Source organism: Pseudomonas sp. CFBP 13710, assembly GCF_014842235.1.
Lineage (GTDB): Bacteria > Pseudomonadota > Gammaproteobacteria > Pseudomonadales > Pseudomonadaceae > Aquipseudomonas > Aquipseudomonas baltica.
In genome coordinates this window covers 17115-41096 of record NZ_JACYVJ010000007.1, presented here as the reverse complement: position 1 = coordinate 41096, position 23982 = coordinate 17115, and the positions used below count along the sequence as shown (strand labels likewise).

Annotated in this window: 26 protein-coding genes; 17 read left to right on the top strand and 9 right to left on the bottom strand. The window is 64.1% G+C overall.

What is annotated here, in order from left to right:
- The first annotated feature begins 118 nt into the window (after positions 1-118).
- From IFT44_RS15640 to IFT44_RS15615, 6 genes are all read left to right on the top strand, one after another.
- Positions 119-982: a YicC/YloC family endoribonuclease gene (locus tag IFT44_RS15640; RefSeq protein WP_192176195.1), complete on the top strand. Its 864-nt coding sequence runs from the start codon at positions 119-121 to the stop codon at positions 980-982.
- A 12-nt stretch (positions 983-994) separates the two neighbouring features.
- Positions 995-1615 carry a guanylate kinase gene (gene gmk / locus IFT44_RS15635; protein ID WP_122479967.1) on the top strand — a complete coding sequence of 207 codons (621 nt, stop codon included), beginning with the start codon at positions 995-997 and terminating at the stop codon, positions 1613-1615.
- Positions 1616-1712: 97 nt separating this feature from the next.
- Positions 1713-1976 (top strand): DNA-directed RNA polymerase subunit omega, encoded by a 264-nt coding sequence (rpoZ, locus tag IFT44_RS15630; protein WP_043192179.1) that lies wholly within the window; start codon positions 1713-1715, stop codon positions 1974-1976.
- Between the two features lie 63 nt (positions 1977-2039).
- The gene (spoT, locus tag IFT44_RS15625) at positions 2040-4151 is read left to right on the top strand and encodes a bifunctional GTP diphosphokinase/guanosine-3',5'-bis pyrophosphate 3'-pyrophosphohydrolase (RefSeq protein ID WP_122479968.1); all 2112 of its coding nucleotides are present in this window, start codon (positions 2040-2042) and stop codon (positions 4149-4151) included.
- A 31-nt stretch (positions 4152-4182) separates the two neighbouring features.
- On the top strand, positions 4183-4563 hold the full coding sequence (locus tag IFT44_RS15620) for a RidA family protein (protein WP_122716145.1): 381 nt from the start codon (positions 4183-4185) through the stop codon (positions 4561-4563).
- A gap of 59 nt (positions 4564-4622) precedes the next feature.
- Entirely contained in the window at positions 4623-5357 is a 735-nt protein-coding gene (locus IFT44_RS15615) for a hypothetical protein (protein ID WP_192176194.1), read from the top strand.
- A gap of 18 nt (positions 5358-5375) precedes the next feature.
- On the opposite strand, the gene IFT44_RS15610 is transcribed toward IFT44_RS15615, so the two are convergent.
- A complete protein-coding gene (locus IFT44_RS15610; RefSeq protein ID WP_192176193.1) occupies positions 5376-6227 on the bottom strand; it encodes an SDR family oxidoreductase in 852 nt (283 codons plus the stop codon).
- A gap of 195 nt (positions 6228-6422) precedes the next feature.
- Between IFT44_RS15610 and exbB the strand changes: the two genes are divergently transcribed.
- The 6 genes from exbB (at position 6423) to IFT44_RS15580 (ending at position 13150) form a co-directional block, all read left to right on the top strand.
- On the top strand, positions 6423-7403 hold the full coding sequence (exbB, locus tag IFT44_RS15605; RefSeq protein WP_192176192.1) for a tonB-system energizer ExbB: 981 nt from the start codon (positions 6423-6425) through the stop codon (positions 7401-7403).
- Positions 7404-7406: 3 nt separating this feature from the next.
- The gene (gene exbD, locus IFT44_RS15600) at positions 7407-7832 is read left to right on the top strand and encodes a TonB system transport protein ExbD (RefSeq protein WP_192176191.1); all 426 of its coding nucleotides are present in this window, start codon (positions 7407-7409) and stop codon (positions 7830-7832) included.
- On the top strand, positions 7829-8572 hold the full coding sequence (locus tag IFT44_RS15595; RefSeq protein ID WP_122479973.1) for an energy transducer TonB: 744 nt from the start codon (positions 7829-7831) through the stop codon (positions 8570-8572). The genes exbD and IFT44_RS15595 overlap by 4 nt, the downstream gene beginning before the upstream one ends.
- A gap of 93 nt (positions 8573-8665) precedes the next feature.
- Positions 8666-9592, top strand: coding sequence for a hydrogen peroxide-inducible genes activator (locus IFT44_RS15590; RefSeq protein ID WP_122479974.1), 927 nt, complete (start codon positions 8666-8668; stop codon positions 9590-9592).
- Positions 9589-11664: an ATP-dependent DNA helicase RecG gene (gene recG / locus IFT44_RS15585; RefSeq protein ID WP_192055133.1), complete on the top strand. Its 2076-nt coding sequence runs from the start codon at positions 9589-9591 to the stop codon at positions 11662-11664. The genes IFT44_RS15590 and recG overlap by 4 nt, the downstream gene beginning before the upstream one ends.
- Positions 11665-11752: 88 nt before the next feature.
- The gene (locus IFT44_RS15580) at positions 11753-13150 is read left to right on the top strand and encodes an aminoacyl-tRNA deacylase and HDOD domain-containing protein (RefSeq protein ID WP_192176190.1); all 1398 of its coding nucleotides are present in this window, start codon (positions 11753-11755) and stop codon (positions 13148-13150) included.
- A 16-nt stretch (positions 13151-13166) separates the two neighbouring features.
- On the opposite strand, the gene IFT44_RS15575 is transcribed toward IFT44_RS15580, so the two are convergent.
- The 3 genes from IFT44_RS15575 to IFT44_RS15565 all read right to left on the bottom strand — a co-directional run bounded on the left by IFT44_RS15575 (position 13167) and on the right by IFT44_RS15565 (position 14389).
- Positions 13167-13538: a helicase gene (locus IFT44_RS15575; protein ID WP_122479975.1), complete on the bottom strand. Its 372-nt coding sequence runs from the start codon at positions 13536-13538 to the stop codon at positions 13167-13169.
- 183 nt (positions 13539-13721) lie between these two features.
- Positions 13722-14003: an HU family DNA-binding protein gene (locus tag IFT44_RS15570; RefSeq protein WP_122479976.1), complete on the bottom strand. Its 282-nt coding sequence runs from the start codon at positions 14001-14003 to the stop codon at positions 13722-13724.
- A 218-nt stretch (positions 14004-14221) separates the two neighbouring features.
- A complete protein-coding gene (locus IFT44_RS15565; RefSeq protein WP_122479977.1) occupies positions 14222-14389 on the bottom strand; it encodes a rubredoxin in 168 nt (55 codons plus the stop codon).
- 180 nt (positions 14390-14569) lie between these two features.
- On the opposite strand from IFT44_RS15565, the gene IFT44_RS15560 reads away from it, so the two are divergent.
- Together IFT44_RS15560 and ubiA are read left to right on the top strand one after the other, a co-directional pair.
- Positions 14570-15115 (top strand): chorismate--pyruvate lyase family protein, encoded by a 546-nt coding sequence (locus IFT44_RS15560; RefSeq protein ID WP_446730959.1) that lies wholly within the window; start codon positions 14570-14572, stop codon positions 15113-15115.
- On the top strand, positions 15115-16005 hold the full coding sequence (gene ubiA, locus IFT44_RS15555; RefSeq protein WP_192137827.1) for a 4-hydroxybenzoate octaprenyltransferase: 891 nt from the start codon (positions 15115-15117) through the stop codon (positions 16003-16005). The genes IFT44_RS15560 and ubiA overlap by 1 nt, the downstream gene beginning before the upstream one ends.
- Positions 16006-16059: 54 nt before the next feature.
- Here the strand turns inward: ubiA and IFT44_RS15550 are convergent, their stop codons facing one another.
- Entirely contained in the window at positions 16060-16455 is a 396-nt protein-coding gene (locus IFT44_RS15550) for a COG4315 family predicted lipoprotein (RefSeq protein ID WP_122479980.1), read from the bottom strand.
- A 144-nt stretch (positions 16456-16599) separates the two neighbouring features.
- Here IFT44_RS15550 and phoB point away from each other — a divergent pair, with 144 nt between their 5' ends.
- The 3 genes from phoB to IFT44_RS15535 all read left to right on the top strand — a co-directional run bounded on the left by phoB (position 16600) and on the right by IFT44_RS15535 (position 20173).
- Positions 16600-17289, top strand: coding sequence for a phosphate regulon transcriptional regulator PhoB (gene phoB, locus IFT44_RS15545; protein WP_122479981.1), 690 nt, complete (start codon positions 16600-16602; stop codon positions 17287-17289).
- A gap of 71 nt (positions 17290-17360) precedes the next feature.
- Positions 17361-18626, top strand: a complete 1266-nt coding sequence (gene phoR, locus IFT44_RS15540) for a phosphate regulon sensor histidine kinase PhoR (protein ID WP_197975906.1) — start codon at positions 17361-17363, stop codon at positions 18624-18626.
- A gap of 206 nt (positions 18627-18832) precedes the next feature.
- Positions 18833-20173, top strand: coding sequence for a hemolysin family protein (locus IFT44_RS15535; protein WP_043192150.1), 1341 nt, complete (start codon positions 18833-18835; stop codon positions 20171-20173).
- Positions 20174-20314: 141 nt separating this feature from the next.
- Here IFT44_RS15535 and IFT44_RS15530 read toward each other — a convergent pair whose 3' ends face one another.
- From IFT44_RS15530 to pstB, 4 genes are all read right to left on the bottom strand, one after another.
- Positions 20315-21211 carry a peptidoglycan DD-metalloendopeptidase family protein gene (locus tag IFT44_RS15530; RefSeq protein WP_185794657.1) on the bottom strand — a complete coding sequence of 299 codons (897 nt, stop codon included), beginning with the start codon at positions 21209-21211 and terminating at the stop codon, positions 20315-20317.
- 70 nt (positions 21212-21281) lie between these two features.
- Positions 21282-22187 carry a response regulator gene (locus IFT44_RS15525; protein WP_192176189.1) on the bottom strand — a complete coding sequence of 302 codons (906 nt, stop codon included), beginning with the start codon at positions 22185-22187 and terminating at the stop codon, positions 21282-21284.
- 140 nt (positions 22188-22327) lie between these two features.
- Positions 22328-23086 carry a phosphate signaling complex protein PhoU gene (gene phoU, locus IFT44_RS15520; protein ID WP_043192144.1) on the bottom strand — a complete coding sequence of 253 codons (759 nt, stop codon included), beginning with the start codon at positions 23084-23086 and terminating at the stop codon, positions 22328-22330.
- 55 nt (positions 23087-23141) lie between these two features.
- Positions 23142-23975, bottom strand: a complete 834-nt coding sequence (gene pstB / locus IFT44_RS15515; RefSeq protein WP_122479985.1) for a phosphate ABC transporter ATP-binding protein PstB — start codon at positions 23973-23975, stop codon at positions 23142-23144.
- Positions 23976-23982 lie beyond the last annotated feature (7 nt).

The window sequence follows — 23982 nt, the reverse complement described above, 5'->3', positions numbered from 1 at the left end:
GCCACAGTGTGTGCAATGCCATACGGGGATGGACAAGGCAGCATTGGGAGCCAGCGCCAGGTTGCGCTACAATCCTGCGCCTCGATTCATCCTCCACCGCCTGCGAGGTTTCCCCCCCATGGTGCACAGCATGACCGCCTTCGCCCGCTGCGAACGCGCCGCGGCCCAGGGCACCCTGAGCTGGGAGCTGCGCTCGGTCAATCACCGCTACCTGGAACCGCACCTGCGCCTGCCCGAGGCCCTGCGCGACCTCGAAGGCTCGGTGCGCGAAGCACTGCGCCAGGGACTCTCGCGCGGCAAGGTCGAATGCACCCTGCGCTACACCGAGGAAACCGGCGGCCAGCCCCTGCAGGTCGATCGTGAACGCGCCACCCAACTGATAGCCGCCGCCGAGACCATCGCCGGCTTGATCAAGCAGCCTGCGCCACTCAACCCGCTGGAAGTGCTGGCCTGGCCTGGCGTGCTGGTGGCCGATGCCAGCGATCCGCAGGCCTTGAGCATGGCGGCCAACGAATTGTTCGCTCAGGCGCTGGCCGAGCTGAAGCATGGCCGCGTGCGCGAAGGCGCCGAACTGGCCCGACTGATCAACGACCGGCTCGATGCCATGAGCAGCGAGGTCGCCACCCTGCGCAGCCTGGTACCGCAGATGCTCAGCACGCAACGGCAGAAGATCCTCGATCGCTGCGCCGACCTGCAGGTCGAACTCGATCCGCAGCGCCTGGAGCAGGAAATGGTCCTGTTGGCGCAGAAAAGCGACGTGGCCGAAGAGCTCGATCGCCTCGCCACCCACGTTACCGAAGTGCGTCGCGTGCTCAAGGCCGGCGGCGCCGCCGGCCGGCGCCTGGATTTCCTCATGCAGGAACTCAACCGCGAAGCCAACACCCTGGGCTCCAAAGCCTTCGACCCACGTAGTACGCAGGCTGCCGTCAACCTCAAGGTGTTGATCGAGCAGATGCGTGAACAAGTGCAGAACATTGAGTAAGGCCAACCCGTCATGAACCACAGCACCGGCACCCTGTACATCGTTTCGGCGCCTTCGGGCGCTGGCAAGACCAGCCTGGTCAAGGCCCTGATCGACGCCCAGCCGTCCATTCGCGTCTCGGTCTCGCACACCACCCGCGCCATGCGGCCAGGCGAAGCCTGCGGCGTGAACTACCACTTCGTCGACCGCGAAACCTTCATAGACATGATCGGCCATGGCGATTTCCTGGAGCAGGCCGAAGTGTTCGGCAACCTCTACGGCACGTCCCAGAGCCACCTGCAGCAGACGCTCGACGAAGGCCACGACCTGATCCTGGAAATCGACTGGCAAGGCGCCGAGCAGGTGCGTCGGCTGATGCCAGGGGCGCGCTCGATCTTCATTCTGCCGCCTTCGCAACTGGCGCTGCGCCAGCGCCTGACCAACCGCGGCACCGACAGCGACGAGATCATCGAGACGCGCATGCGCGAAGCGGTCAGCGAGATGAGCCACTATGTGGAATACGATTACCTGATCATCAACGACGACTTCGCCTCGGCCCTGGAAGACCTGAAAGCGGTGTTTCGCGCCAACCGCCTCCAGCAGCAGGCGCAGCAGCAAAGGCACGGCAATTTGCTGGCCGAGCTGCTTGCCTGAAAACAAAGCTTCCCTAAACGCTGGTGATTTTTTAAACTGTCTAGTCCGCTCGCCCATCCGGGCTGCGCGCATAATCGCATTTGCTACGAGGAAGACCATGGCCCGCGTAACCGTTGAAGACTGCCTAGAACACGTGGATAACCGTTTCGAGCTGGTCATGCTCTCCACCAAGCGCGCTCGCCAACTGGCGACCGGCGGCAAAGAGCCGAAAGTGGCGTGGGAAAATGACAAGCCTACCGTGGTAGCCCTGCGTGAAATCGCCGAAGGCCTGATCGACTATGCTGCTATCGCTGAAGCTGAAATCGTTGAAGACGAGCCCCTCTTCGCAGCGTTCGAAGACGAGGCCAACGAGGCCGTCTGAGTCCATGCCCGGTCGACGCTGTACGGCGCGAGGTTCTATCCCACATCGGCAGGAGGTTTTCCCTTGCCGAGCATAGACGCCCTCGCCGATCGCCTGTCGACCTACCTCGGCAAGGAACAGGTCAACCTGGTCCGCCGAGCGTACTTCTACGCCGAACAAGCCCACGACGGCCAACGCCGTCGCAGCGGTGAAGCCTACGTCACGCATCCGCTGGCGGTGGCAGGCATTCTCGCCGACATGCACATGGACCATCAGAGCCTGATGGCGGCCATGCTGCACGATGTGATCGAAGATACCGGTATCGCCAAGGAAGCACTCAGTGCCCAGTTCGGCGAAACCGTGGCCGATCTGGTCGACGGGGTCAGCAAGCTGACCCAGATGAACTTCGAGACCAAGGCCGAGGCCCAAGCGGAAAACTTCCAGAAAATGGCCATGGCCATGGCCCGGGATATCCGCGTCATCCTGGTCAAGTTGGCCGACCGCCTGCACAACATGCGCACCCTCGAGGTGCTGTCCGGTGAAAAGCGCCGGCGCATCGCCAAGGAAACCCTGGAGATCTACGCGCCCATCGCCAACCGCCTGGGCATGCACAACGTGCGCGTCGAATTCGAGGACCTGGGCTTCAAGGCCATGTACCCGATGCGCTCGGCGCGTATCTACCAGGCCGTCAAGCGCGCCCGGGGCAATCGCAAGGAGCTGGTCAACAAGATCGAGCAGTCCCTGGCCCATTGTCTTTCGGTGGATGGCATCGAGGGCGATGTCAGCGGGCGGCAGAAACACATCTATGGCATCTACAAGAAGATGCGCGGCAAGCGCCGCGCCTTCAACGAGATCATGGACGTGTACGCTTTCCGCATCGTGGTCGACAAGGTCGACACCTGCTACCGCGTGCTGGGCGCCGTGCACAACCTGTACAAGCCGCTGCCGGGTCGCTTCAAGGACTACATCGCGATCCCCAAGGCCAATGGCTACCAGTCGCTGCACACCACCCTGTTCGGCATGCACGGCGTGCCGATCGAGATCCAGATCCGCACCCGTGAAATGGAAGAGATGGCCAACAACGGCATCGCTGCCCATTGGCTGTACAAGTCCAGCGACGACGAACAGCCCAAGGGCACCCATGCCCGTGCCCGCCAGTGGGTCAAGGGCGTGCTGGAAATGCAGCAACGTGCCGGCAACTCGCTGGAATTCATCGAGAGCGTGAAGATCGACCTGTTTCCGGACGAGGTCTACGTGTTCACCCCCAAGGGTCGCATCATGGAGCTGCCCAAAGGCTCCACCGCGGTGGACTTCGCCTATGCGGTGCACACCGACGTGGGCAACAGCTGCATTGCCTGCCGCATCAACCGACGCCTGGCTCCGCTCTCCGAGCCGCTGCAGAGCGGCTCGACGGTGGAAATCGTCAGCGCGCCCGGCGCCAGGCCCAACCCGGCCTGGCTCAACTTCGTGGTCACCGGCAAGGCCCGCACGCACATTCGCCACGCCCTGAAGCTGCAGCGCCGCTCCGAGTCGGTGAACCTTGGCGAACGCCTGCTCAACAAGGTGCTCAATGGTTTCGACAGCGCTCTGGACACGATCCCCGCCGAGCGCATTCAGGCGATGCTGGCCGAGTACCGCCTGGAACTCATCGAAGACCTGCTCGAAGACATCGGCCTGGGCAACCGCATGGCCTATGTGGTGGCTCGACGCCTGCTGGCGACCGATGGCGGCGAGCAGCTGCCCAGCCCCGAGGGGCCGCTGGCCATCCGCGGCACCGAAGGCCTGGTGCTCAGCTATGCCAAGTGCTGCACGCCGATTCCGGGCGACCCGATCGTCGGTCACCTGTCGGCGGGCAAGGGCATGGTGGTCCACCTGGAAAACTGCCGCAACATCAGCGAAATCCGCCACAATCCAGAGAAGTGCATCCAGCTGGGCTGGGCCAAGGACGTCACGGGCGAGTTCAATGTCGAACTGCGCGTGGAGCTCGAACACCAGCGCGGCCTGATCGCGCTGCTGGCCAGCAGCGTCAACGCGGCCGATGGCAACATCGAGAAAATCAGCATGGACGAACGCGATGGCCGCATCAGCGTGGTCCAGCTGGTGGTCAGCGTGCACGACCGCGTGCACCTGGCTCGCGTGATCAAGAAACTGCGCGCCCTGGCAGGCGTCACCCGTCTCACGCGCGTGCGTGCGTGAGGCGCAGAACCTTCATTTCAAGGAGCTGTTCATGACCAAGACCGTAATCACCAGCGACAAGGCCCCGGCCGCCATCGGCCCCTACTCCCAAGCCATCAAGGCTGGCAATACCGTCTACATGTCCGGCCAGATCCCACTGGATCCCACTACCATGGAGCTGGTCGAAGGGTTCGAAGCCCAGACCGTGCAGGTCTTCGAGAACCTCAAGTCGGTGGCCGAGGCGGCCGGTGGCTCGTTCAAGGACATCGTCAAGCTCAACATCTTCCTGACCGACCTGGGCCATTTCGCCACGGTCAACGAAGTGATGAGCCGCTATTTCCAGCAGCCCTACCCGGCCCGTGCCGCCATTGGTGTTGCCGCCCTGCCCAAAGGTGCGCAGGTTGAAATGGACGCTATCCTGGTCATCGAATAAGCCGCTTCGCGCGCTGCGGCCACTGGCTGCAGCGCCGTTCGCCAGCAAGGACTTCCTTCATGCGTCACGCGCTCGCCCTATCTCTGGCCGCCCTGTTTCTGGGCGGCTGCGCCAGCCACGAAAACGTGGACCCCAACGGCGTCTGGATCAATCAGAAAGCCATCGATGCCGCGGCCAAGGGCGCAAGCCTGCGCCAGGCGCTGCTGGCCAACGGCCCGACCCTGGAGTGGTCGATCGACACCGTGGCCGGCCAGGCCCGGTTCAGCAATGGCTTCGAAGAGGGCGAAGGCAAGCTGCTGCCCCAGGCCGACGGCCAGCTCAAGGTGGACTTCTACGGTAACGGCGAAGACACCCTGAAGGTCGACGGCGATACCCTGCAGCAGGCAGCGAGCGATAACACCCCGGTGCAGACGTTCAGCAAGTCGGCGACGCCCGTGCGTGCGGACACGCCAGCGGGCGCTACGTTCGAACAGGCGCTGTATACCGCCTACATGGGCGGCGACTGGAAAGTGGTCGAAGGCCCGGGCAAGGGCGGCGTGGCGCATTTCCTTCCCGACGGCCGCATCGACGGGCTGGCCGGCCTGGATCGCTATGCGCTGTGCCTGGCGGGCGACTGCGCCGCCATGAGTGGCGAGTTCGACAGCATGTGGCTGGAGCAGCAACAGCGCGGCAATGCGTTCATCTTTCGTCGCAACGGCAGTCAGCTGGAAATCCTGCAGGCGCTCAACCAGGCCCAGGATGACGAAATGCCCAACCTGGTGCCCGGCACCCGGCGCTGGTTGCTCAGCAAGTAACACCAGGCGAATGCACGACTATCGTTCCAGCAAGGCTGCGTAGCCTTCACGGTAGGTGGGGTACTGCGGCAGCCAGCCGAGCGCCTTGGCGCGCGCATTGCTGCAGCGCTTGGAACCGGTGCGGCGAATGCTCTGGGTCTGCGACCGATGGGTGACGCCAAGGTACCCCCGCAGCCAGTCCACGACCTCGTGCAGTGCTGCCGGGGCGTCGTCGACACCTATATAGCAATCGTCCAGCACCTCACCCCGAGCATCCGCTTGCAGCACGAACGCCAGCAGGCCGGCGGCATCGTCTGCGTGAATGCGGTTGCCATACAGCGGTGGCTGCGAGGCGACCTGATACCCCTCGCGTACCTGAGCCGCCAACCGCTCACGGCCAGGACCATAGATGCCGGTCAAGCGCACGACGGTCGCCGGCACCGGGGCGTTCAGCGCCAGTTGCTCGGCCTTGCGCATCAGTTGCCCGGAAAACCCGCCTGGCGCTACCGGCGAGGTCTCATCGACCCATTCCCCTTCGCTCTGTCCGTACACGCTGCTGCTGGACACGAAGACTATTCGCCTGGGTGTCTGCCGGTTCTCTGCCAACCAGGCCAGCACATGGCGCAGACCGTCGACATAGGCCGCCTGATAACCCGCCTCGTCATGCTGGGTGGCGGCCACGCAATACAGCAGGTAATCCAGGGGCTCCCCTGGCCAGGCGTCGGGGCATCGTGCCTGATGCAGGTCGGCGGCGACGCCGAGCACACCGGTGGGCAGCTGCTCGACCTGTCGCCGCAGGCCGTACACGCGCCAGTCCAGCGCCAACAGACGGCGGGCGACGCGACTGCCGATATCGCCGCAACCGGCTATCAATACAGTGGGTGAGGTCATGCGCAGGGCTCCTGAAAGTCAGGCGTCGAGCCTACCTGCGCCGGGGCTTTGGCGGCCAGCGGAATTAAATAAGTTACATTATTACTTTTGCTAACAAGAATTACTTGCAATAATACTTCCCCAATCTGTTCTCGGCCTTTCGCGAGGCCTTGAAGAACGTTGACCCCTTTTTCTCTCTTCTCAGGTCCGGCCAGCATGATTCGCAAACACCCTTCCGCTTCGCCAAACCAGCCACGCGCTTGGAGCGCCATTGCAGCGTTGCTGCTGGGCCTGGCCATCGCCCCGCTGTCATTCGCCGACGTCACCGCTCCGAACAATGCATCCAATACGGCGCCCGCCAGCACCGCAGCCGCGGCACCAGTACCCGCCGCACCGGCCAATACCGTGCCTGCTGCAGCTCCTGCGCAGGGATCCGAGCAACTGGCCCCGGCGCCGGCCGAGCAGGCGCTGGTCGAAGACACCACGCTGGGCATGGGCCACGACCTGTCGCCCTGGGGCATGTACCAGAACGCCGACATCGTGGTGAAGGCCGTAATGATCGGCCTGGCCATCGCCTCGATCATCACCTGGACCATCTGGATCGCCAAGGGCTTCGAGCTGTTGGGCGCCAAGCGTCGCCTCAAGGGTGAAATTGCCGCGCTGAAGAAGGCCGCCAACCTGAAGCAGGCAAGCGAGACTGCCACCCGCAAGGGCACGCTGGCCAACCTGCTGGTACACGACGCGCTCGAAGAAATGCACCTGTCGGCGAATGCGCGCGAGCGTGAAGGCATAAAGGAGCGCGTCAGCTTCCGCCTCGAGCGCCTGGTAGCTGCCTGCGGCCGCAACATGAGCATGGGCACCGGCGTGCTGGCCACCATCGGTTCCACCGCACCCTTCGTCGGCCTGTTCGGCACCGTGTGGGGCATCATGAACAGCTTCATCGGCATCGCCAAGACCCAGACCACCAACCTGGCGGTGGTCGCACCCGGCATCGCCGAGGCCCTGCTGGCCACGGCACTGGGCCTGGTCGCGGCCATTCCCGCGGTGGTCATCTACAACGTTTTCGCCCGCTCCATCGCCGGCTACAAGGCGCAGGTATCGGACGCTTCGGCGCAGGTGCTGCTGCTGGTCAGCCGCGACCTGGACCACCAGCCAGGCGAGCGCGCAGCTCAGCCGCAGATGGTCAAGGTGGGCTGACCTATGGGCCTGCACCTGAACGAAGGCGGCGATGATCTCGCCGAGAACCATGAAATCAACGTGACGCCGTTCATCGACGTCATGCTGGTGCTGCTGATCATCTTCATGGTCGCCGCCCCCCTGGCGACTGTGGACATCAAGGTCGACCTGCCCGCGTCCACCGCCAAGCCGGCGCCGCGGCCCGACAAACCGGTATTCCTGAGCGTCAAGGCCGATCAGAACCTGTACGTGGGCGATGACCGGATCGAGCGTGCGCAACTGGGCCAGATCCTCGACGCCAAGACCCACGGCAACAAGGACACGACCATCTTCTTCCGGGCCGACAAGGGCGTGGATTACGGCGACCTGATGGAAGTGATGAACACCCTGCGCGGCGCGGGCTACCTGAAGGTAGGCCTGGTCGGACTCGAGACGGCAGCCAAGCAATGATCACGACGCGCCAGAAAACGACGCGTTATGGTGCCAGCCTGGCGGTAGTCCTCGGCGTGCATGCGGTTGCCGTGGTGATTGCCTTGAACTGGCCCGCGCCGCAGCCCATCGAGCTGCCACCGCAGGCCATGATGGTGGAGATGGCGCCGCTGCCCGAGCCTGCGCCACCGCCGCCACCCCAGGTCGTCACACCCCCTCCACCGCCCGAACCGGTGGTAGAGGATCCGTTGCCGAAGCTGGCCGAAGCGCCCAAGCCGACCATCTCCGTGCCCAAGCCGACGCCGCCCAAGCCCAAGCCCAAACCGCAGCCGCCCAAGGTCGAGAAGAAACCCGAACCGCCCAAGGAGCAACCGCCGGCCGAACAGACCGTCGACAGCCGCCCTGCTCCACCGCAACCGGCCAAGCCGGCAGCGCCCGCGCCAAGTGTGCCATCCAACAGCAACGCGCTGCCCAGCTGGCAGAGCGACCTGCTGCGCCATCTGGCCAAGTACAAGAAGTACCCCGAAGACGCACGTCGTCGCGGCATGACCGGAGTCAACCGCTTGCGCTTCGTGGTGGACGCCGACGGCAAGGTGTTGTCTTACTCCCTGGCCGGCGGTTCAGGCAGTGCCGCACTGGATCGGGCGACCATGGAGATGATCCGTCGAGCGCAACCCTTGCCCAAGCCGCCGGCCGAGATTCTGGTCAACGGCAGCCTGGAAGTGGTCGCACCCTTCGTCTACTCGCTGGACAAGCGCTGAATCGCGGATATTGATGCGTTTCAGCACGGTTGATAACGTGCGTCTATCGGTTGCAGCCGCTATGCTGGGCTCGCAACTTCATGGACGCACGTTATGACCCTCACAGAATTGCGCTACATCGTTACCTTGGCCCAGGAACAACACTTCGGCCACGCTGCCGAACGCTGCCACGTCAGCCAGCCTACCCTGTCGGTAGGCGTCAAGAAGCTCGAGGACGAGCTCGGCGTGCTGATCTTCGAACGCAGCAAGAGCGCCGTGCGCCTGACCCCGGTGGGTGAAGGCATCGTCGCCCAGGCACAGAAGGTGCTCGAGCAGGCCCAAGGCATTCGCGAACTGGCCCAGGCTGGCAAGAACCAGCTGACGGCCCCGCTCAAGGTCGGCGCCATCTACACAGTCGGCCCGTACCTGTTCCCGCACCTGATTCCGCAACTGCACCGCGTTGCGCCACAGATGCCGCTGTACATCGAGGAAAACTTCACTCACATCCTGCGCGACAAGCTGCGCAACGGTGAGCTGGACGCGGTGATCATCGCGCTGCCGTTCAACGAAGCCGATGTACTGACCCTGCCGCTCTATGACGAGCCGTTCTACGTGCTGATGCCTGCCGACCACCCGTGGACGCGCAAGGAAACCATCGACTCGGGCCTGCTCAACGACAAGAGCCTGTTGCTGCTGGGTGAAGGCCACTGCTTCCGCGACCAGGTACTGGAAGCCTGCCCCACCCTGACCAAGGGTTCGGAGGGTGCCAAGCACACCACCGTCGAGTCCAGTTCGCTGGAAACCATTCGGCACATGGTCGCGTCGGGCCTGGGTGTTTCGATCCTGCCGCTGTCGGCAGTCGACAGCCATCACTACGCCCCCGGCATCATCGAAGTCCGCCCACTGACCCCGCCGACGCCGTTCCGCACCGTGGCCATCGCCTGGCGCGCGAGCTTCCCGCGGCCCAAGGCGATCGAGATCCTCGCCGACTCGATCCGCCTGTGTTCGGTGGCCAAACCGGTGGGCCGCGACGCGCCATGACCGAGCTGGCTCAGGTAGCGGTCACCGCGCTCAAGGGCGTGGGCGAGGCCATGGCGGAAAAACTCGCCAAGGTCGGTCTTGAAAACCTGCAGGACGTGTTGTTCCACTTGCCCCTGCGCTATCAGGACCGTACCCGCGTGGTGCCGATCGGGGCCCTGCATCCCGGCCAGGATGCGGTCATCGAGGGGGTGGTCAGTGGCGCCGACGTGTCCATGGGCAAGCGACGCAGCCTGCTGGTACGCCTGGGCGATGGCAGCGGTTCGTTGAGCCTGCGCTTCTATCACTTCAGCAATGCCCAGAAGGAAGCGCTCAAGCGCGGCACGCACCTGCGTTGCTACGGCGAAGCGCGGCCCGGCGCTTCGGGGCTGGAGATCTACCACCCCGAATACCGCGTCCTGACCGGTGAAGAAGACATTCCGGTCGAACAGAACCTGACGCCGATCTACCCGACCACCGAAGGCCTGACCCAGCAGCGTCTGCGTCAGTTGTCCCAGCAGGCCCTCGACCTGCTGGGGCCGCGCAGCCTGCCCGACTGGTTGCCCCTGGAGTTGGCGCGCGAGCATCGACTGGCGCCGCTGGACGAAGCGATCCGCTACCTGCATCGCCCACCACCGGACGCCGATCTCGAGGAGCTTGCGGTCGGTCATCACTGGGCTCAGCACCGCCTGGCCTTCGAAGAGCTGCTGACCCATCAGCTTTCGCAGCAACGCCTGCGCGAAAGCCTGCGTGCCCAGCGCGCACCCGCCCTGCCCCTGGCCAAAGACCTGCCGGGGCGCTACCTGCACAACCTGGGTTTTGCACCGACCGGAGCGCAGCGTCGGGTCGGTGCGGAAATAGCCTACGACCTGAGTCAGCCGGAGCCGATGCTGCGCCTGGTGCAGGGCGACGTCGGCGCCGGCAAGACGGTGGTGGCTGCGCTGGCTGCACTGCAGGCGCTGGAAGCGGGCTATCAGGTTGCCCTGATGGCGCCGACCGAGATTCTCGCCGAACAGCATTTCATCACCTTCCAGCGCTGGCTCGAACCGCTGGGCATCGAAGTCGCGTGGCTGGCCGGCAAGCTCAAGGGCAAGGCGCGGGTCAGTGCACTGGAGCGTATCGTCGGCGGCGCGCCCATGGTGGTGGGTACCCACGCGCTGTTTCAAGCCGAGGTGCAGTTCGCCCGCCTGGCCCTGGTGATCATCGATGAGCAGCATCGTTTCGGCGTGCAGCAACGTCTGGCGCTGCGGCAGAAAGGCGTGGGCGGCACCCTGTGCCCGCACCAGTTGATCATGACCGCCACGCCCATCCCGCGGACCCTGGCCATGAGCGCCTACGCCGACCTCGACACCTCGGTGCTCGACGAGCTGCCACCCGGGCGCACGCCCGTCAACACCGTGCTGGTGGCCGACAGTCGTCGCCCGGAAGTGGTGGAGCGGGTGCGTGCCGCCTGTGCCGAAGGCCGCCAGGCCTATTGGGTCTGCACCTTGATCGAGGAATCCGAAGAGCTGACCTGTCAGGCCGCGCAGAGTACCTTCGAAGAGCTGACCCTGGCCCTCGGCGAGCTGCGCGTCGGGCTGATCCACGGGCGCATGAAGCCGGTCGAGAAGGCCGCGGTGATGGCGCTGTTCAAGGCCGGCGAACTGCAGCTGCTGATCGCTACCACGGTGATCGAAGTCGGGGTCGATGTACCCAACTCCAGCCTGATGATCATCGAGAACCCGGAACGCCTCGGGCTTGCCCAGCTTCACCAGTTGCGCGGTCGAGTCGGTCGCGGCAGTGCCGCCAGCCACTGCGTGCTGCTCTACCACCCCCCACTGTCGCAGATCGGCCGGGAACGGCTGGGCATCATGCGCGAGACCAATGACGGCTTCGTGATCGCCGAAAAGGACCTGCAGCTGCGGGGCCCTGGCGAGATGCTCGGCACCCGGCAGACCGGACTGCTGCAGTTCAAGGTCGCCGACCTGATGCGCGACGCCGACCTGCTGCCGGCCGTGCGCGACGCTGCTCAAGTGCTGATCGAACGCTGGCCTGGGCACGTCACGCCGCTGCTGGAACGCTGGCTGCGCCACGGGCAGCAATACGGTCAAGTCTGACGCGCGCCGGAAACTTGCGCAATAGAGGTCTCGGTTTCCCAGACAAGCTGAGTATACTGAGGCGAATGTAGGACAATGGATGCAGACCATGAATGAATATGCGCTGGAAGCCGTCACTCCGCACGCCCCCTCGGTGATCCAGAAGATGCTCGATGATTTCGGCATCGCCTGGAGCCAGGTGGACGCACAGCACGTGACCGCTGCCGATGCCAGTCGTACGATCCAGGCCGTGCTGCTGGCCGATGCGATCGGCGCGCTCATGGTGCTGTTTCCGCAGAGCAAGCTGCTGGACCTCAGCCGCCTGGCCGAATTGACTGGGCGCAAGCTCACCGCGGTGCCCGAAGAGCGCCTGATGAAGATGCTGGGCAAGCACCAGCTGACCGTGCTCCCGGCCCTGCCGATCCTCACCAGTTCGCCGTGCCTGTACGATGAGCGCCTGATGCTCGAACCCACGCTGCTGATCAGTTCCGGGGAACCGGGTACATGGCTGGAGATCAGCGGCGACGATTTCCGCAAGATGCTCACCAAGGCCAGCTCGGGCGTGTTTGGCGAACCACTGGCCAATGTTCGCCCCAACCTCGATCGCCCCGACGACGACAGCCAGGAAATCGATCGCGCCGTGCAGAATTTCACTGCACGGCGAATCCAGCAGCGCCTGGAGTCGACCATCGAGATTCCACCGCTGGCGGCCACTGCGCAGAAAATCATCAAGCTGCGTGTCGACCCCAACGCGACCATCGACGACATCACCGGCGTGGTCGAAACCGACCCGGCGCTGGCCGCGCAAGTGGTCAGCTGGGCCGCTTCACCCTACTACGCGTCACCGGGCAAGATCCGTTCGGTGGAAGATGCCATCGTCCGCGTGCTGGGTTTCGACCTGGTCATCAACCTGGCGCTGGGCCTCGCCCTGGGCAAGACCATGAGCCTGCCCAAGGATCATCCTCAGCACGCCACGCCCTACTGGCACCAGTCCATCTATGTCGCGGCGGTGATCGAAGGCCTGACGCGTGCCATGCCTCGGGCCAGTCGTCCGGAGGCAGGCCTCACTTACCTGGCCGGTCTGCTGCACAACTTTGGCTACCTGCTGCTCGCCCACGTCTTTCCGCCGCATTTTTCCTTGATCTGTCGCCACCTGGAGGTCAATCCGCATCTGCAACACGACTTCGTCGAGCAGCACCTGCTGGGTGTTACCCGCGAGCAGATGGGTGCCTGGCTGATGCGCTATTGGGAAATGCCGGAAGAGCTGAGCACGGCGCTGCGCTTTCAGCATGACCCTGGCTACACCGGCGAGCACGCCGCCTACGCCAACCTGGTCTGCCTGGCCATCCGCTTGCTGCGCAGCCGCGGTATCGGCAGTGGCGAGCAACACATTCCGGACGCCCTGCTCGAACGCCTGGAGCTGAGCCGAGACAAGGCCGAAGATGTCGTGAGCAAGGTGCTGGAAGCCGAAGCGCTGTTGCGCGAGCTGGCCCACCAGTTCGACTGACCGGTGCGCGGGTGCCTCAGCGCTTTTTCGGCCTGAGGTACTTCATCGCGCCCTGGAACCACACGACCAGTGCCGGATTGCCCTTGATCTGAATGTGCTTGTCCTGGATGCCTTGCATGAAGGCCAGCTGTTTATTGCTGGCCTGCAAGGTGTCGTAGCCGTATCCGGCATCCCTGAAGGCAATCGCGAAGGCCGGCTGCGCCACGCTGCCGCTGCGGCTGGTCACGCGTTGATCACGCACGGTGAAGTGCCGGGCGATCTTGCCGTCCTGTGTCTGCAGCTGGAACACCAGGTCCTTGTCCTTGAGTTGCTGGGCGAATGCCGGATTGTTGCGGCTGGCGCGGGCCATCATCAGGCCCATGGCCCAGAGCAGAAGGCGGAATTTCATGGCGAAGTCTCGGCACGGGAAAGTGCCGGCGAGTGTACCGGCAATGCCTTGGCCAAGGCAGCCCGGCTACGCCTGGGCACGATGTTTGGCAGGTATGCCGGCAGTGGCGGCGGCGCGTACGTCGCAGGCACCCGGCGAACCGGGTGCCATGGGACTGCGCTCAGCGGCGCGGCAGCAGACACCTCACTTGGTGGTGTTCACGCTGTCCTTGAGAGATTTCCCAGGCTTGAAGGCAACGGTATTGCTGGCCTTGATCTTCACCGGCTCGCCGGTCTGCGGATTCTTGCCGGTGCGGGCGCCGCGGTGACGCTGGATGAAGGTGCCGAAGCCCACCAGGGTGACACTGTCCTTGCGATGCAGTGCGCCGGTGATTTCTTCGAGTACGGCATTCAAGACGCGGTTGGCCTGTTCCTTGGTCAGGTCCGCTTTTTCAGCAATGGCATCTACGAGCTCTGGTTTACGCATGGTGAAGCCTCTCATTGACGGTTTTTGTTTTTATTGGCGGCTGCCTGGAGGACGGCGACGCCCAACTCGCCGCAGGCTCTACGCTGCGGCAGACGGAGTGAGAATGGCACGCTGCACGAGGGCGCGCCAGTGTCTGCCACGGGTTTGTTGCGGCCAGATGCCGGTTATTCCGACAGAACGGCGCCGATCCGCACGCCGGGCCTGCCTGTGGGTAGCAATCAGCCGATCTCGATCATTTCGAAATCCATCTTGCCCACGCCACAATCGGGGCAAAGCCAGTCTTCGGGCACGTCTTCCCAGCGGGTTCCGGGGATGATCCCGTCCTCGGGCCAGCCATCGGCTTCGTTGTAGATCAGGCCACAGACGATACATTGCCACTTCTTCATCATTTCCCCTTGGTATTCAGGCGGTCTGGCGGGCGCTCGATGGTGTGACGTTGTCGCCCGGCTCTCGCGGTTTGTACTGATCAACGCCGTGCGATGCAAGCTTCATCAGGCGCGGGCAGCCAATCGGCGTTGGCAAACATGATAAGCTCGGCGTCTTTCCGGCCGACCCGATCCACTACCGTGCCCCACTCAGGATACCCCTCCCCCGATTGGCAATGCCTGGCCAATGCCGAACCGCTGGTACACGACTGGCTGTTCGACCCAGGCTCCCTGACCCGCCGCTTGGTCCAGCTCAGCGATGATCATTTCGGCGTCACCGTGCTGCTGCAGGACTGGCAGCCGCTGCGCGATGAAGAGTGCCTGATGCTGGGTGTGCCGTCGGCCAGCCAGGGTTGGGTGCGCGAGGTCTGCCTGCTCGGCCACGGCCAGCCATGGGTGTTCGCCCGCAGCGTGGCGGCGCGCAGCAGCCTGCAGGCCAGCGACCTGGATCTGCAGGCGCTGGGCAACCGTTCGCTGGGCGAGCTGTTGTTCTGCGACCCGGCGTTCGTCCGCGGCCCCATCCAGACCTGCCGCTACCCGGCCCGGTGGCTGCCCGCGCAGCAGGCTGGCGAGGGCCTGTGGGCGCGGCGCTCGCGTTTCGACCGTGGGCCGTTGGCAGTGCTGGTTGCCGAAGTATTCCTGCCGCCGCTGTGGCACGCCGTTCGTACCCAAGTGGAGAGCCGTTGATGTACCAGAGCCTGCTCAAGTCGCTGAACCGGCTGAACCCGCGCGCCTGGGATTTCGTTCAGCTCACGCGCATGGACAAGCCCATCGGCGTCTACCTGCTGCTCTGGCCGACGCTGTGGGCCCTGTGGATCGCCGGCGAAGGCCGGCCTTCGGCGGCCAACCTGGTGATTTTCGTTACCGGCGTGGTGCTGATGCGTGCGGCCGGCTGCGTGATCAACGATTTCGCCGACCGCAAGGTCGACGGGCACGTCAAGCGTACCGAAGCGCGGCCACTGGTCAGCGGCAGGATCAGCAGCAAGGAGGCACTGGTGTTCTTTGCCGTACTGGTCAGCATCAGTTTCATTCTGGTGCTGTGCACCAACGCCCAGACCATCGGCCTGTCGGTCGGCGGTCTGGTATTGGCGGCGAGCTACCCGTTCATGAAGCGCTACACCTACTACCCACAGGTGGTGCTGGGCATGGCGTTCTCGTGGGGCATGCCGATGGCGTTCACCGCCGAAACCGGCGAGCTGCCAGCCGCCGCCTGGCTGCTGTGGATCGCCAACCTGCTGTGGACGGTGGCCTACGATACCTATTACGCCATGACCGACCGCGACGACGACCTGCGCATCGGGGTGAAGTCGACCGCCATCCTGTTCGGCGCTGCCGATCGGTTGATCATCGTCATTCTACAGGGGCTGGCGCTGGCCTGCCTGCTGCTGGCCGGCGCGCGGTTCGGCCTCGGCGGCTGGTTTCATGCAGGCCTGGCGGTAGCCGCCGTGTGCTTCGGCTGGCAGTGGTGGCACAGCCGCGAGCGCGAGCGGATGGCCTGCTTCAGGGCGTTTCTGCACAACCACTGGGTGGGCCTGGCGATTTTCGTCGGTATCGTGCTCGACTATGCGTTGCGTTGAGGGGCGTTGCGTCGATGCCGTCCCTGGCAGCTGCAGCGTAGCGCGCGAAGCGGATCAGTCTTCTACAGGGCGCGCCACCTGCCAGGCATTCTCCTTCTTGCCATCGCCACTGGTTTCGCCAGGCTTCTTGTCGCCCTTGTAGGTGTACAGCGGGCTGCCCATGTAGGCCCATTGCAGGCTGCCGTCGTCGCGGCTGAGCACGGTCCAGTCGCCATCGTCGCTGGCGCCCTTGTCGGCCATCAGCGGCGGCCAGTTCTTGGCGCAGTCGGCGTTGCACGTCGATTTGCCGTCTTCGTCCTCGGCGTAGGTATAGAGCGTCATGCCGCGACCATCGACGAATGCCTTGCCCGGTTCCAGGCGCGGATGATCGGCGGCCATCGCCATGCCGGACAGCGTCAGCGCCAAGGCGCCACACAGGGCCGTCCAGGCCGAAGTCGTGCGAGTCTTCATGAGTGCTTCTCGTCTTCAATGAACAGGGATTTACAGCTTAGTACAGTCTGACTAATTTGATACGCTCGAACACCTGTCACACGACTGCAATAATTGCGTTATCTAATGCGGCGCATGACAGGGTAATGACAAGAGGTTCGCACAATGGCTGGCAGGAGCATTCTCATCGTCGACGATGAGGCACCGATCCGCGAAATGATCGCCGTGGCCCTGGAAATGGCAGGCTACGACAGCCTTGAGGCGGAGAACGCGCAGCAGGCCCACGCGATCATCGTCGACCGCAAACCCGATCTCATCCTGCTCGACTGGATGCTGCCCGGCACCTCGGGCATCGAATTGGCCCGGCGCCTCAAGCGCGACGAGCTGACCGGCGATATCCCGATCATCATGCTCACCGCCAAGGGCGAGGAAGACAACAAGATCCAGGGCCTGGAAGTCGGTGCCGACGACTACATCACCAAGCCGTTCTCGCCGCGCGAACTGGTGGCCCGGCTCAAGGCCGTGCTGCGCCGCGCCGGCCCCAGCGATGGCGAATCGCCGATCGAAGTCGGCGGCCTGCTGCTCGACCCGATCAGCCATCGCGTCACCATCGACGGCAAGCCTGCCGAAATGGGCCCCACCGAATACCGCCTGCTGCAGTTCTTCATGACCCATCAGGAGCGTGCCTACACCCGCGGGCAGTTGCTCGACCAGGTCTGGGGTGGCAACGTCTATGTCGAAGAGCGCACCGTGGACGTGCATATCCGGCGCCTGCGCAAAGCCCTGGGTGACGCCTACGAAAATCTGGTACAAACCGTGCGCGGCACCGGTTACCGCTTCTCCACCAAGAGCTGAACCGGCAGGCTTTCACAGCAAAGGATGCGCGATACGTGAAACAAGACTGGTATGCCACCCTGGTGCGTCACATGCTGCTGCTGGTGGCGGGGTGCCTGTTGGTCGGGATGCTCACTGGCCACTACGGCTGGTGCCTGGCAGCGGGGCTGGCGGTGTACCTGGCCTGGACCCTCAAGCAACTGTTGCGCCTGCACCGCTGGCTGCGCGAGCACCAGCCCGACCAACCGCCGCCCGACGGTTATGGCCTGTGGGGTGAAGTGTTCGACAGCATCTATCACATGCAGCGCCGCGATCAGCGCGCGCGCGGGCGGCTGCAGGCCGTGATCGACCGCGTGCAGGAGTCCACTGCGGCGCTGCGCGATGCGGTGATCATGCTCGACGCCGACGGCAACCTGGAATGGTGGAACCGCGCCGCCGAAACCCTGCTGGGGCTCAAGACCCCACAGGACAGCGGCCAACCGGTGACCAACCTGATACGCCATCCACGCTTCAAGGAATACTTTGCGCACGAGCAGTACGCCGAGCCTCTGGAAATCCCCTCGCCGGTCAACGACCGCCTGCGCGTGCAGTTTCTGATCACCCGCTACGGCAACAACGAACACCTGATGCTGGTGCGCGATGTGACCCGCATTCATCAGCTGGAGCAGATGCGCAAGGATTTCGTGGCCAACGTGTCCCACGAGCTGCGCACGCCGCTGACGGTGATCACCGGCTACCTGGAAACCCTCCTGGACAACGTCGAAAACGTCAATCCACGCTGGACCCGGGCCCTGCAGCAGATGGAGCAGCAAGGCGTGCGCATGCAGACCCTGCTCAACGATCTGCTGTTGCTGGCCAAACTGGAAGCCACCGACTACCCCTCGGACAACCTGCCGGTGGCGGTCACGCCTCTGCTGCAGAGCATCGTCAGCGACGCGCGGGCCTTGTCCGGACCGCGTAACCAGACGATCAGCCTGGACATCGAAAACGATGTACTGCTCAAGGGCAGCGAGGCCGAGTTGCGCAGTGCGTTCTCCAATCTGGTGTTCAACGCGGTGAAATACACGCCGGAACAGGGGACCATCCGTGTGCGCTGCTGGGCCGATGCCCAGGGCGCCCATCTGCGGGTCCAGGATTCGGGAATCGGCATCGACGCCAAGCACCTGCCGCGCCTCACCGAACGCTTCTACCGAGTGGACTCGAGCCGGGCTTCCAACACCGGCGGTACCGGGCTGGGCTTGGCCATCGTCAAGCACGTGCTGCTGCGCCATCGGGCCACGCTGGAGATCAGCAGCGTGCCGGGCCGTGGCAGCCTCTTCACCTGCCACTTCTCGGCGGTGCAGGTAGTGATCCGGTAACCGCGCAGGGCGCGATCCTGTCGCAGGCGCGGTCATTGGCCGCGAAGCAGGCGCTGCAGTCTGTTGGGAGAACGCTGCATATGGCAGCCTTATCGGCGCACCCCACTAGGCAAGTGCCCGCCCAGCCGTTACATTGCCAAACACATTACCCGCGCCGGGTATCGCCTCACTTCCCTTCCAGCACACGGACACCGTAAAACGCCACCATGGACCCTTCCACAGGCATCTCCCTTTCGTCATTGTTCGCCGACTTCGGCATGATTCTTTTCGCTCTGTTCCTGGTATTGCTCAACGGCTTCTTCGTTGCCGCCGAGTTCGCCATGGTCAAACTGCGCTCGACCCGCGTGGAAGCCATCGCCAAGAAGCATGGATGGCGCGGCAGCATCCTGCGTACCGTGCACAGCCAGCTGGACGCCTACCTGTCCGCCTGCCAGTTGGGCATCACCCTGGCCTCGCTGGGCCTGGGCTGGGTCGGTGAGCCGGCCTTCGCGCACATACTCGAACCCCTGCTGGGCGCAGTCGGCGTGCAGTCGCCGGAAGTGATCAAGGGCGTGTCGTTCTTCAGTGCCTTCTTCGTCATCTCCTACCTGCACATCGTGGTCGGCGAGCTGGCGCCCAAGTCATGGGCGATCCGCAAGCCCGAGCTGCTGTCGATGTGGACGGCCGTGCCGCTGTATCTGTTCTACTGGGCGATGTACCCGGCCATCTACCTGCTCAACGCCAGCGCCAACGGCATTCTGCGCATCGCCGGCCAGGGCGAGCCCGGCCCGCACCACGAACATCACTACAGCCGCGACGAGCTCAAGCTGATCCTGCATTCGAGCCGTGGCCAGGACCCCAGTGACCAAGGCATGCGCGTGCTGGCGTCGGCGGTGGAGATGGGCGAGCTGGAAGTGGTCGACTGGGCCAACTCCCGCGAAGACCTGGTGAGCCTGGAATTCAACGCGCCGCTCAAGGAAATCCTGGCGATGTTTCGCCGGCATAAATTCAGCCGCTATCCGGTGTACGACACCGAGCGCGAAGAATTCGTCGGCCTGTTGCACATCAAGGACCTGCTGCTGGAGCTGGCCGCACTCGACCACCTGCCGGAGTCGTTCAACCTGGCCGAGCTGACCCGCCCGTTGGAGCGCGTATCGCGGCACATGCCGTTGTCGCGCCTGCTGGAGCAGTTCCGCAAGGGCGGCGCACACTTCGCCCTGGTGGAGGAAGCCGACGGCAAGATCATCGGTTATCTGACCATGGAAGACGTGCTGGAAGTCTTGGTCGGCGATATTCAGGACGAACACCGCAAGGCCGAGCGCGGCATCCTCGCCTATCAGCCCGGCAAGTTGCTGGTGCGTGGCGACACGCCGCTGTTCAAGGTCGAGCGGCTGTTGGGCGTGGACCTGGATCACATCGAGGCGGAAACCCTGGCAGGCTTGATCTACGAGACCCTCAAGCGGGTGCCCGAGGAAGAAGAGCTGCTGGAAGTCGAAGGGCTGCGCATCATCATCAAGAAGATGAAGGGGCCGAAGATCATCCTGGCCAAGGTGCTCAAGATCGAGTGATATGTGGCAGGTCGGTGCCAGCTGCGAGCAGGCCGGGCACTGTGCAGTGACCTTGCTGGCCTCTTCGCGGGTAGAACCCGCTCCCACATGGGTCAGTAGCACAAAGGTCTGCTCACGCAGGGGGTGGTTCCTGCGACGAGGCTACTGGCCGCCGACGGCAAAGTTGGGGAGCACGCCCAATGGCCGGTCGAACTGGTAGGGGATCGATTCCAGCGCCAGGCCGACGTTGCGCTGCACCACGAAATGCAGGTGCGGGCCGGTGCTGTTGCCGGTGTTGCCCGAGCGCGCCAGCGCCGAGCCGACACTGACCTGCTGCCCCTCCCTGACGCTGACCGAACCGCGCATCAGGTGCAGATAGACGCCCATGGTGCCGTCCTCGTGGAGGATGCGCACGAAGTTGCCCGACGGGTTGTCACCGCGATTGTCCTGCTCGTTTTCCACCTTGATCACCGTGCCGCCGCGCGCCGCTATGATCGGCGTGCCTTCGGGCATGGCGATGTCCATGGCATAGCGTCCCTTGGCGCCGAAATGGCTGTATTTGCCATTGGGGCCCTGGGTCAGGCGGAAAGGTCCGCCGCGCCATGGGAACGGATAGCGATAACCATGCGCCTCGCCCTGCGGGTCACCGATCGAGGACACCAGCGTCTGCGCATAGCCCAACGGCTTGCCGGCCTGCTGGGCCGTGAGCACCACCAGGCTGACGCTGCTGCGCGCGGGCACCACCCGGCGGATGCTGCTGGGCGGCAGGCCTTGCACGTTGCGCAACTTGCTCAGCTTCAGCTCGACCTCGACGGGCGCGTACAGATCGTTGCGCACCATGAAATTGGCGCTGCCCTTGCCTTTCTTCACCTCCAGACGAACCTGCCGGTCGATGCGCTCGACGATGCGCTCGCGCAGCACGAAGACCCGCGCGCCGGGCACGGGCCGGTCGGTATAGGAGGTGACGCCATCGGCATTGGTGAACTTGTAGACGGTCGCCGCCTGAGCCATGGGGGCGGCCGCGAGCAGGCCGCAGATCAGCAGGAGGCGATAGACCATGGGGGCGATGTCTGAAGGGGAACGAGCGCCAAGATTAGCAGGTATCGGCGCAGCGGCAATGTGCCATCTGTCAGGCGCCTGGCACGAAATGTTTCTGCACCGATCCACGGGCGATCAAGCGCGAAACGTAGTCGAGCTTCTGCGCATCCTGATCGAGAAAACGGAACGTCAGCTGCAGCCAGTCGCTGTCGGGCTTGGGCTCGAAGGCGGCGACGGCGTGCAGGTAGCCGTTGAGGCGAGCCACCTCGGCATTCTCGCCCTGCTCAAGGTCCAGGACAGCCAACTCCAGCACCTGGGGCAACACGGCTGCGCGGCGTACCACCAGCAACGCTTCCTTGAGGCTCAGGGCCTTGATCACGCACTGCTGGCTGCCACCCGGCAAGCGCAGTTGGCCCTGCCCGCGGCCCATGGGCGCTGAAGCTCGCGGGGGCGGCGGCGCTGCACCTGACAATAGTGGGCTGGCAGGACGAGACGCCGGTGCTGCAGCCCGTGCAGGCTCGGCACGGCCCGAGGTCAACGCACTGAGTGAATCGTTGGCAAAGGCCGAAGCGGCCTGCTGGCGAGTCGGCGCCCCGGCGGCCAATGCCTGCAGCTTGCCGACCTTGGCCAGGGCCTTCTTGACCTTGGTCATCAGCTGTTCGTTGGTGAACGGCTTGCCGATGTAATCGGAAACGCCGGCCTGGATCGCCTGCACGACGTTTTCCTTGTCGCCTCGACTGGTCACCATGATGAAGGGCAAGGTCTTGCTGTTTTCCTGCTCGCGGGTCCAGGTCAGCAGTTCAAGGCCTGACATTTCCGGCATTTCCCAGTCGCACAGCACCATGTCGTAACTGTTGTGCATCATCAAGGACTGCGCCTTGCGTCCGTTGACTGCATCTTCGACGACGATGCCGGGAAAGGCATTGCGCAGGCATTTCTTCACCAGATCGCGGATGAACGGCGCGTCATCCACTACCAGTACACTGATCTTGCTCATCGACCGCTCCTGAAAACCGCGCAGGCATTACCGCTCGCCAAGGGCCACGTGCCACGTGGCGTGGCTGGCCACACGGCTGCCTCGCTTCGACCCACAATGAAAAACGCCCGGCAAAGGCCGGGCGTTCGTGTCGGGCCACCTTACTTATCGTCAGGTTGGTCCAGAACATTAGCGCTGTCGAGGGTGCCTTCGACTTCCTGCTTCATGCGCTTGAGGCCCATGTGCCGCACATCGGTGCCGCGCACCAGGTAAATCACCAGTTCGGAGATGTTGCGCGCGTGGTCGCCGATGCGCTCCAGCGAGCGCAGCACCCAGATCACGTTGAGCACTCGGGAGATGGAGCGCGGGTCCTCCATCATGTAGGTCACCAGCTCGCGCAGCGCCGTCTTGTACTCGCGGTCGATGGTCTTGTCGTACTGCGCCACCGACAGGGCCAGGTCGGCGTCGAAGCGGGCGAAAGCGTCGAGCGCGTCGCGCACCATGATGCGTACCTGGTCGCCGATGTGCCGCACCTCGACGTAGCCACGCGGCGACTCGCCCTCCTCGCACAGCTGGATGGCGCGGCGGGCGATCTTGGTCGATTCGTCGCCGATGCGCTCCAGGTCGATCACCGACTTGGAAATGCTGATGATCAGCCGCAGGTCGGAGGCCGCGGGCTGTCGACGTGCGAGGATGCGCAGGCATTCCTCGTCGATGTTGCGCTCCATCTGGTTGATCTGCTCGTCGACCTCGCGCACCTGCTGGGCCAGGCCGGAGTCGGCCTCGATCAGCGCGGTGACCGCGTCGTTGACCTGCTTCTCGACCAGCCCGCCCATGGCCAGCAGGTGGCTGCGCACCTCCTCGAGTTCGGCGTTGAACTGCTGCGAGATGTGATGGGTGAGGCCTTCTTTACTGATCATGGGTCGAATCCTTGGTGCGTCCACTCGGGATGATGCCAGCAACCGCTGCGAAGCCCTAGCCGTAGCGACCGGTAATGTAGTCTTCGGTCTGCTTCTTGGCGGGATTGGTGAACAGCGTGTCGGTATCGCCGAACTCCACCAGCTTGCCCATGTACATGAACGCCGTGTAGTCCGACACCCGCGCGGCCTGCTGCATGTTGTGGGTCACGATGACGATGGTGTACTTGGACTTGAGCTCGTAGATCAGCTCTTCGACCTTGAGCGTGGAAATCGGGTCGAGCGCCGAGCACGGTTCGTCGAGCAACAGTACCTCGGGCTCGACGGCGATGGTGCGGGCGATCACCAGACGCTGCTGCTGGCCGCCGGACAGGCCCAGCGCCGACTCGTGCAGGCGGTCCTTGACCTCGTCCCACAAGGCTGCGCCCCTGAGCGCCCACTCGACCGCTTCATCGAGAATGCGCTTCTTGTTGATGCCCTGGATGCGCAGGCCGTAGACCACGTTCTCGTAGATGGTCTTGGGGAACGGGTTGGGCTTCTGGAACACCATGCCGACGCGGCGGCGCAGCTCGGCGACGTCCTCGCCCTTGCTATAGATGTCGTGGCCATAGAGGTTGATGGCACCCTGTACGCGGCAGCCATCGACCAGGTCGTTCATGCGGTTGAAGGTGCGCAGCAGGGTCGACTTGCCGCAGCCCGACGGGCCGATGAAGGCGGTCACGCGCTGCTTGGGAATGTTCATGCCGATATCGAACAGCGCTTGCTTGTCGCCGTAGAACAGGCTCAGGCCGGGCACTTCGATGGCCACGGTCTCTTTCGCCAGGTTCAGGCTCTGCTTGTCGCGCCCCAGGGCCGACAGGTTGATGCCATGGGATGGGTTTTCATGCTGCATGGCAGAC

Coding starts and splice junctions, on each gene's coding strand:
- IFT44_RS15595 (WP_122479973.1), top strand. CDS start 7,829: ATGATCACGACGCGCCAGAAAACGACGCGTTATGGTGCCAGCCTGGCG.
- IFT44_RS15590 (WP_122479974.1), top strand. CDS start 8,666: ATGACCCTCACAGAATTGCGCTACATCGTTACCTTGGCCCAGGAACAA.
- IFT44_RS15525 (WP_192176189.1), bottom strand. CDS start 22,187: ATGAGCAAGATCAGTGTACTGGTAGTGGATGACGCGCCGTTCATCCGC.
- phoU (WP_043192144.1), bottom strand. CDS start 23,086: ATGATCAGTAAAGAAGGCCTCACCCATCACATCTCGCAGCAGTTCAAC.
- IFT44_RS15575 (WP_122479975.1), bottom strand. CDS start 13,538: ATGAAATTCCGCCTTCTGCTCTGGGCCATGGGCCTGATGATGGCCCGC.
- IFT44_RS15565 (WP_122479977.1), bottom strand. CDS start 14,389: ATGAAGAAGTGGCAATGTATCGTCTGTGGCCTGATCTACAACGAAGCC.
- rpoZ (WP_043192179.1), top strand. CDS start 1,713: ATGGCCCGCGTAACCGTTGAAGACTGCCTAGAACACGTGGATAACCGT.
- phoB (WP_122479981.1), top strand. CDS start 16,600: ATGGCTGGCAGGAGCATTCTCATCGTCGACGATGAGGCACCGATCCGC.
- IFT44_RS15640 (WP_192176195.1), top strand. CDS start 119: ATGGTGCACAGCATGACCGCCTTCGCCCGCTGCGAACGCGCCGCGGCC.
- IFT44_RS15570 (WP_122479976.1), bottom strand. CDS start 14,003: ATGCGTAAACCAGAGCTCGTAGATGCCATTGCTGAAAAAGCGGACCTG.
- exbD (WP_192176191.1), top strand. CDS start 7,407: ATGGGCCTGCACCTGAACGAAGGCGGCGATGATCTCGCCGAGAACCAT.
- exbB (WP_192176192.1), top strand. CDS start 6,423: ATGATTCGCAAACACCCTTCCGCTTCGCCAAACCAGCCACGCGCTTGG.
- recG (WP_192055133.1), top strand. CDS start 9,589: ATGACCGAGCTGGCTCAGGTAGCGGTCACCGCGCTCAAGGGCGTGGGC.
- IFT44_RS15615 (WP_192176194.1), top strand. CDS start 4,623: ATGCGTCACGCGCTCGCCCTATCTCTGGCCGCCCTGTTTCTGGGCGGC.
- IFT44_RS15610 (WP_192176193.1), bottom strand. CDS start 6,227: ATGACCTCACCCACTGTATTGATAGCCGGTTGCGGCGATATCGGCAGT.
- gmk (WP_122479967.1), top strand. CDS start 995: ATGAACCACAGCACCGGCACCCTGTACATCGTTTCGGCGCCTTCGGGC.
- ubiA (WP_192137827.1), top strand. CDS start 15,115: ATGTACCAGAGCCTGCTCAAGTCGCTGAACCGGCTGAACCCGCGCGCC.
- IFT44_RS15530 (WP_185794657.1), bottom strand. CDS start 21,211: ATGGTCTATCGCCTCCTGCTGATCTGCGGCCTGCTCGCGGCCGCCCCC.
- IFT44_RS15535 (WP_043192150.1), top strand. CDS start 18,833: ATGGACCCTTCCACAGGCATCTCCCTTTCGTCATTGTTCGCCGACTTC.
- IFT44_RS15620 (WP_122716145.1), top strand. CDS start 4,183: ATGACCAAGACCGTAATCACCAGCGACAAGGCCCCGGCCGCCATCGGC.
- pstB (WP_122479985.1), bottom strand. CDS start 23,975: ATGCAGCATGAAAACCCATCCCATGGCATCAACCTGTCGGCCCTGGGG.
- IFT44_RS15550 (WP_122479980.1), bottom strand. CDS start 16,455: ATGAAGACTCGCACGACTTCGGCCTGGACGGCCCTGTGTGGCGCCTTG.
- IFT44_RS15580 (WP_192176190.1), top strand. CDS start 11,753: ATGAATGAATATGCGCTGGAAGCCGTCACTCCGCACGCCCCCTCGGTG.
- phoR (WP_197975906.1), top strand. CDS start 17,361: ATGCTGCTGCTGGTGGCGGGGTGCCTGTTGGTCGGGATGCTCACTGGC.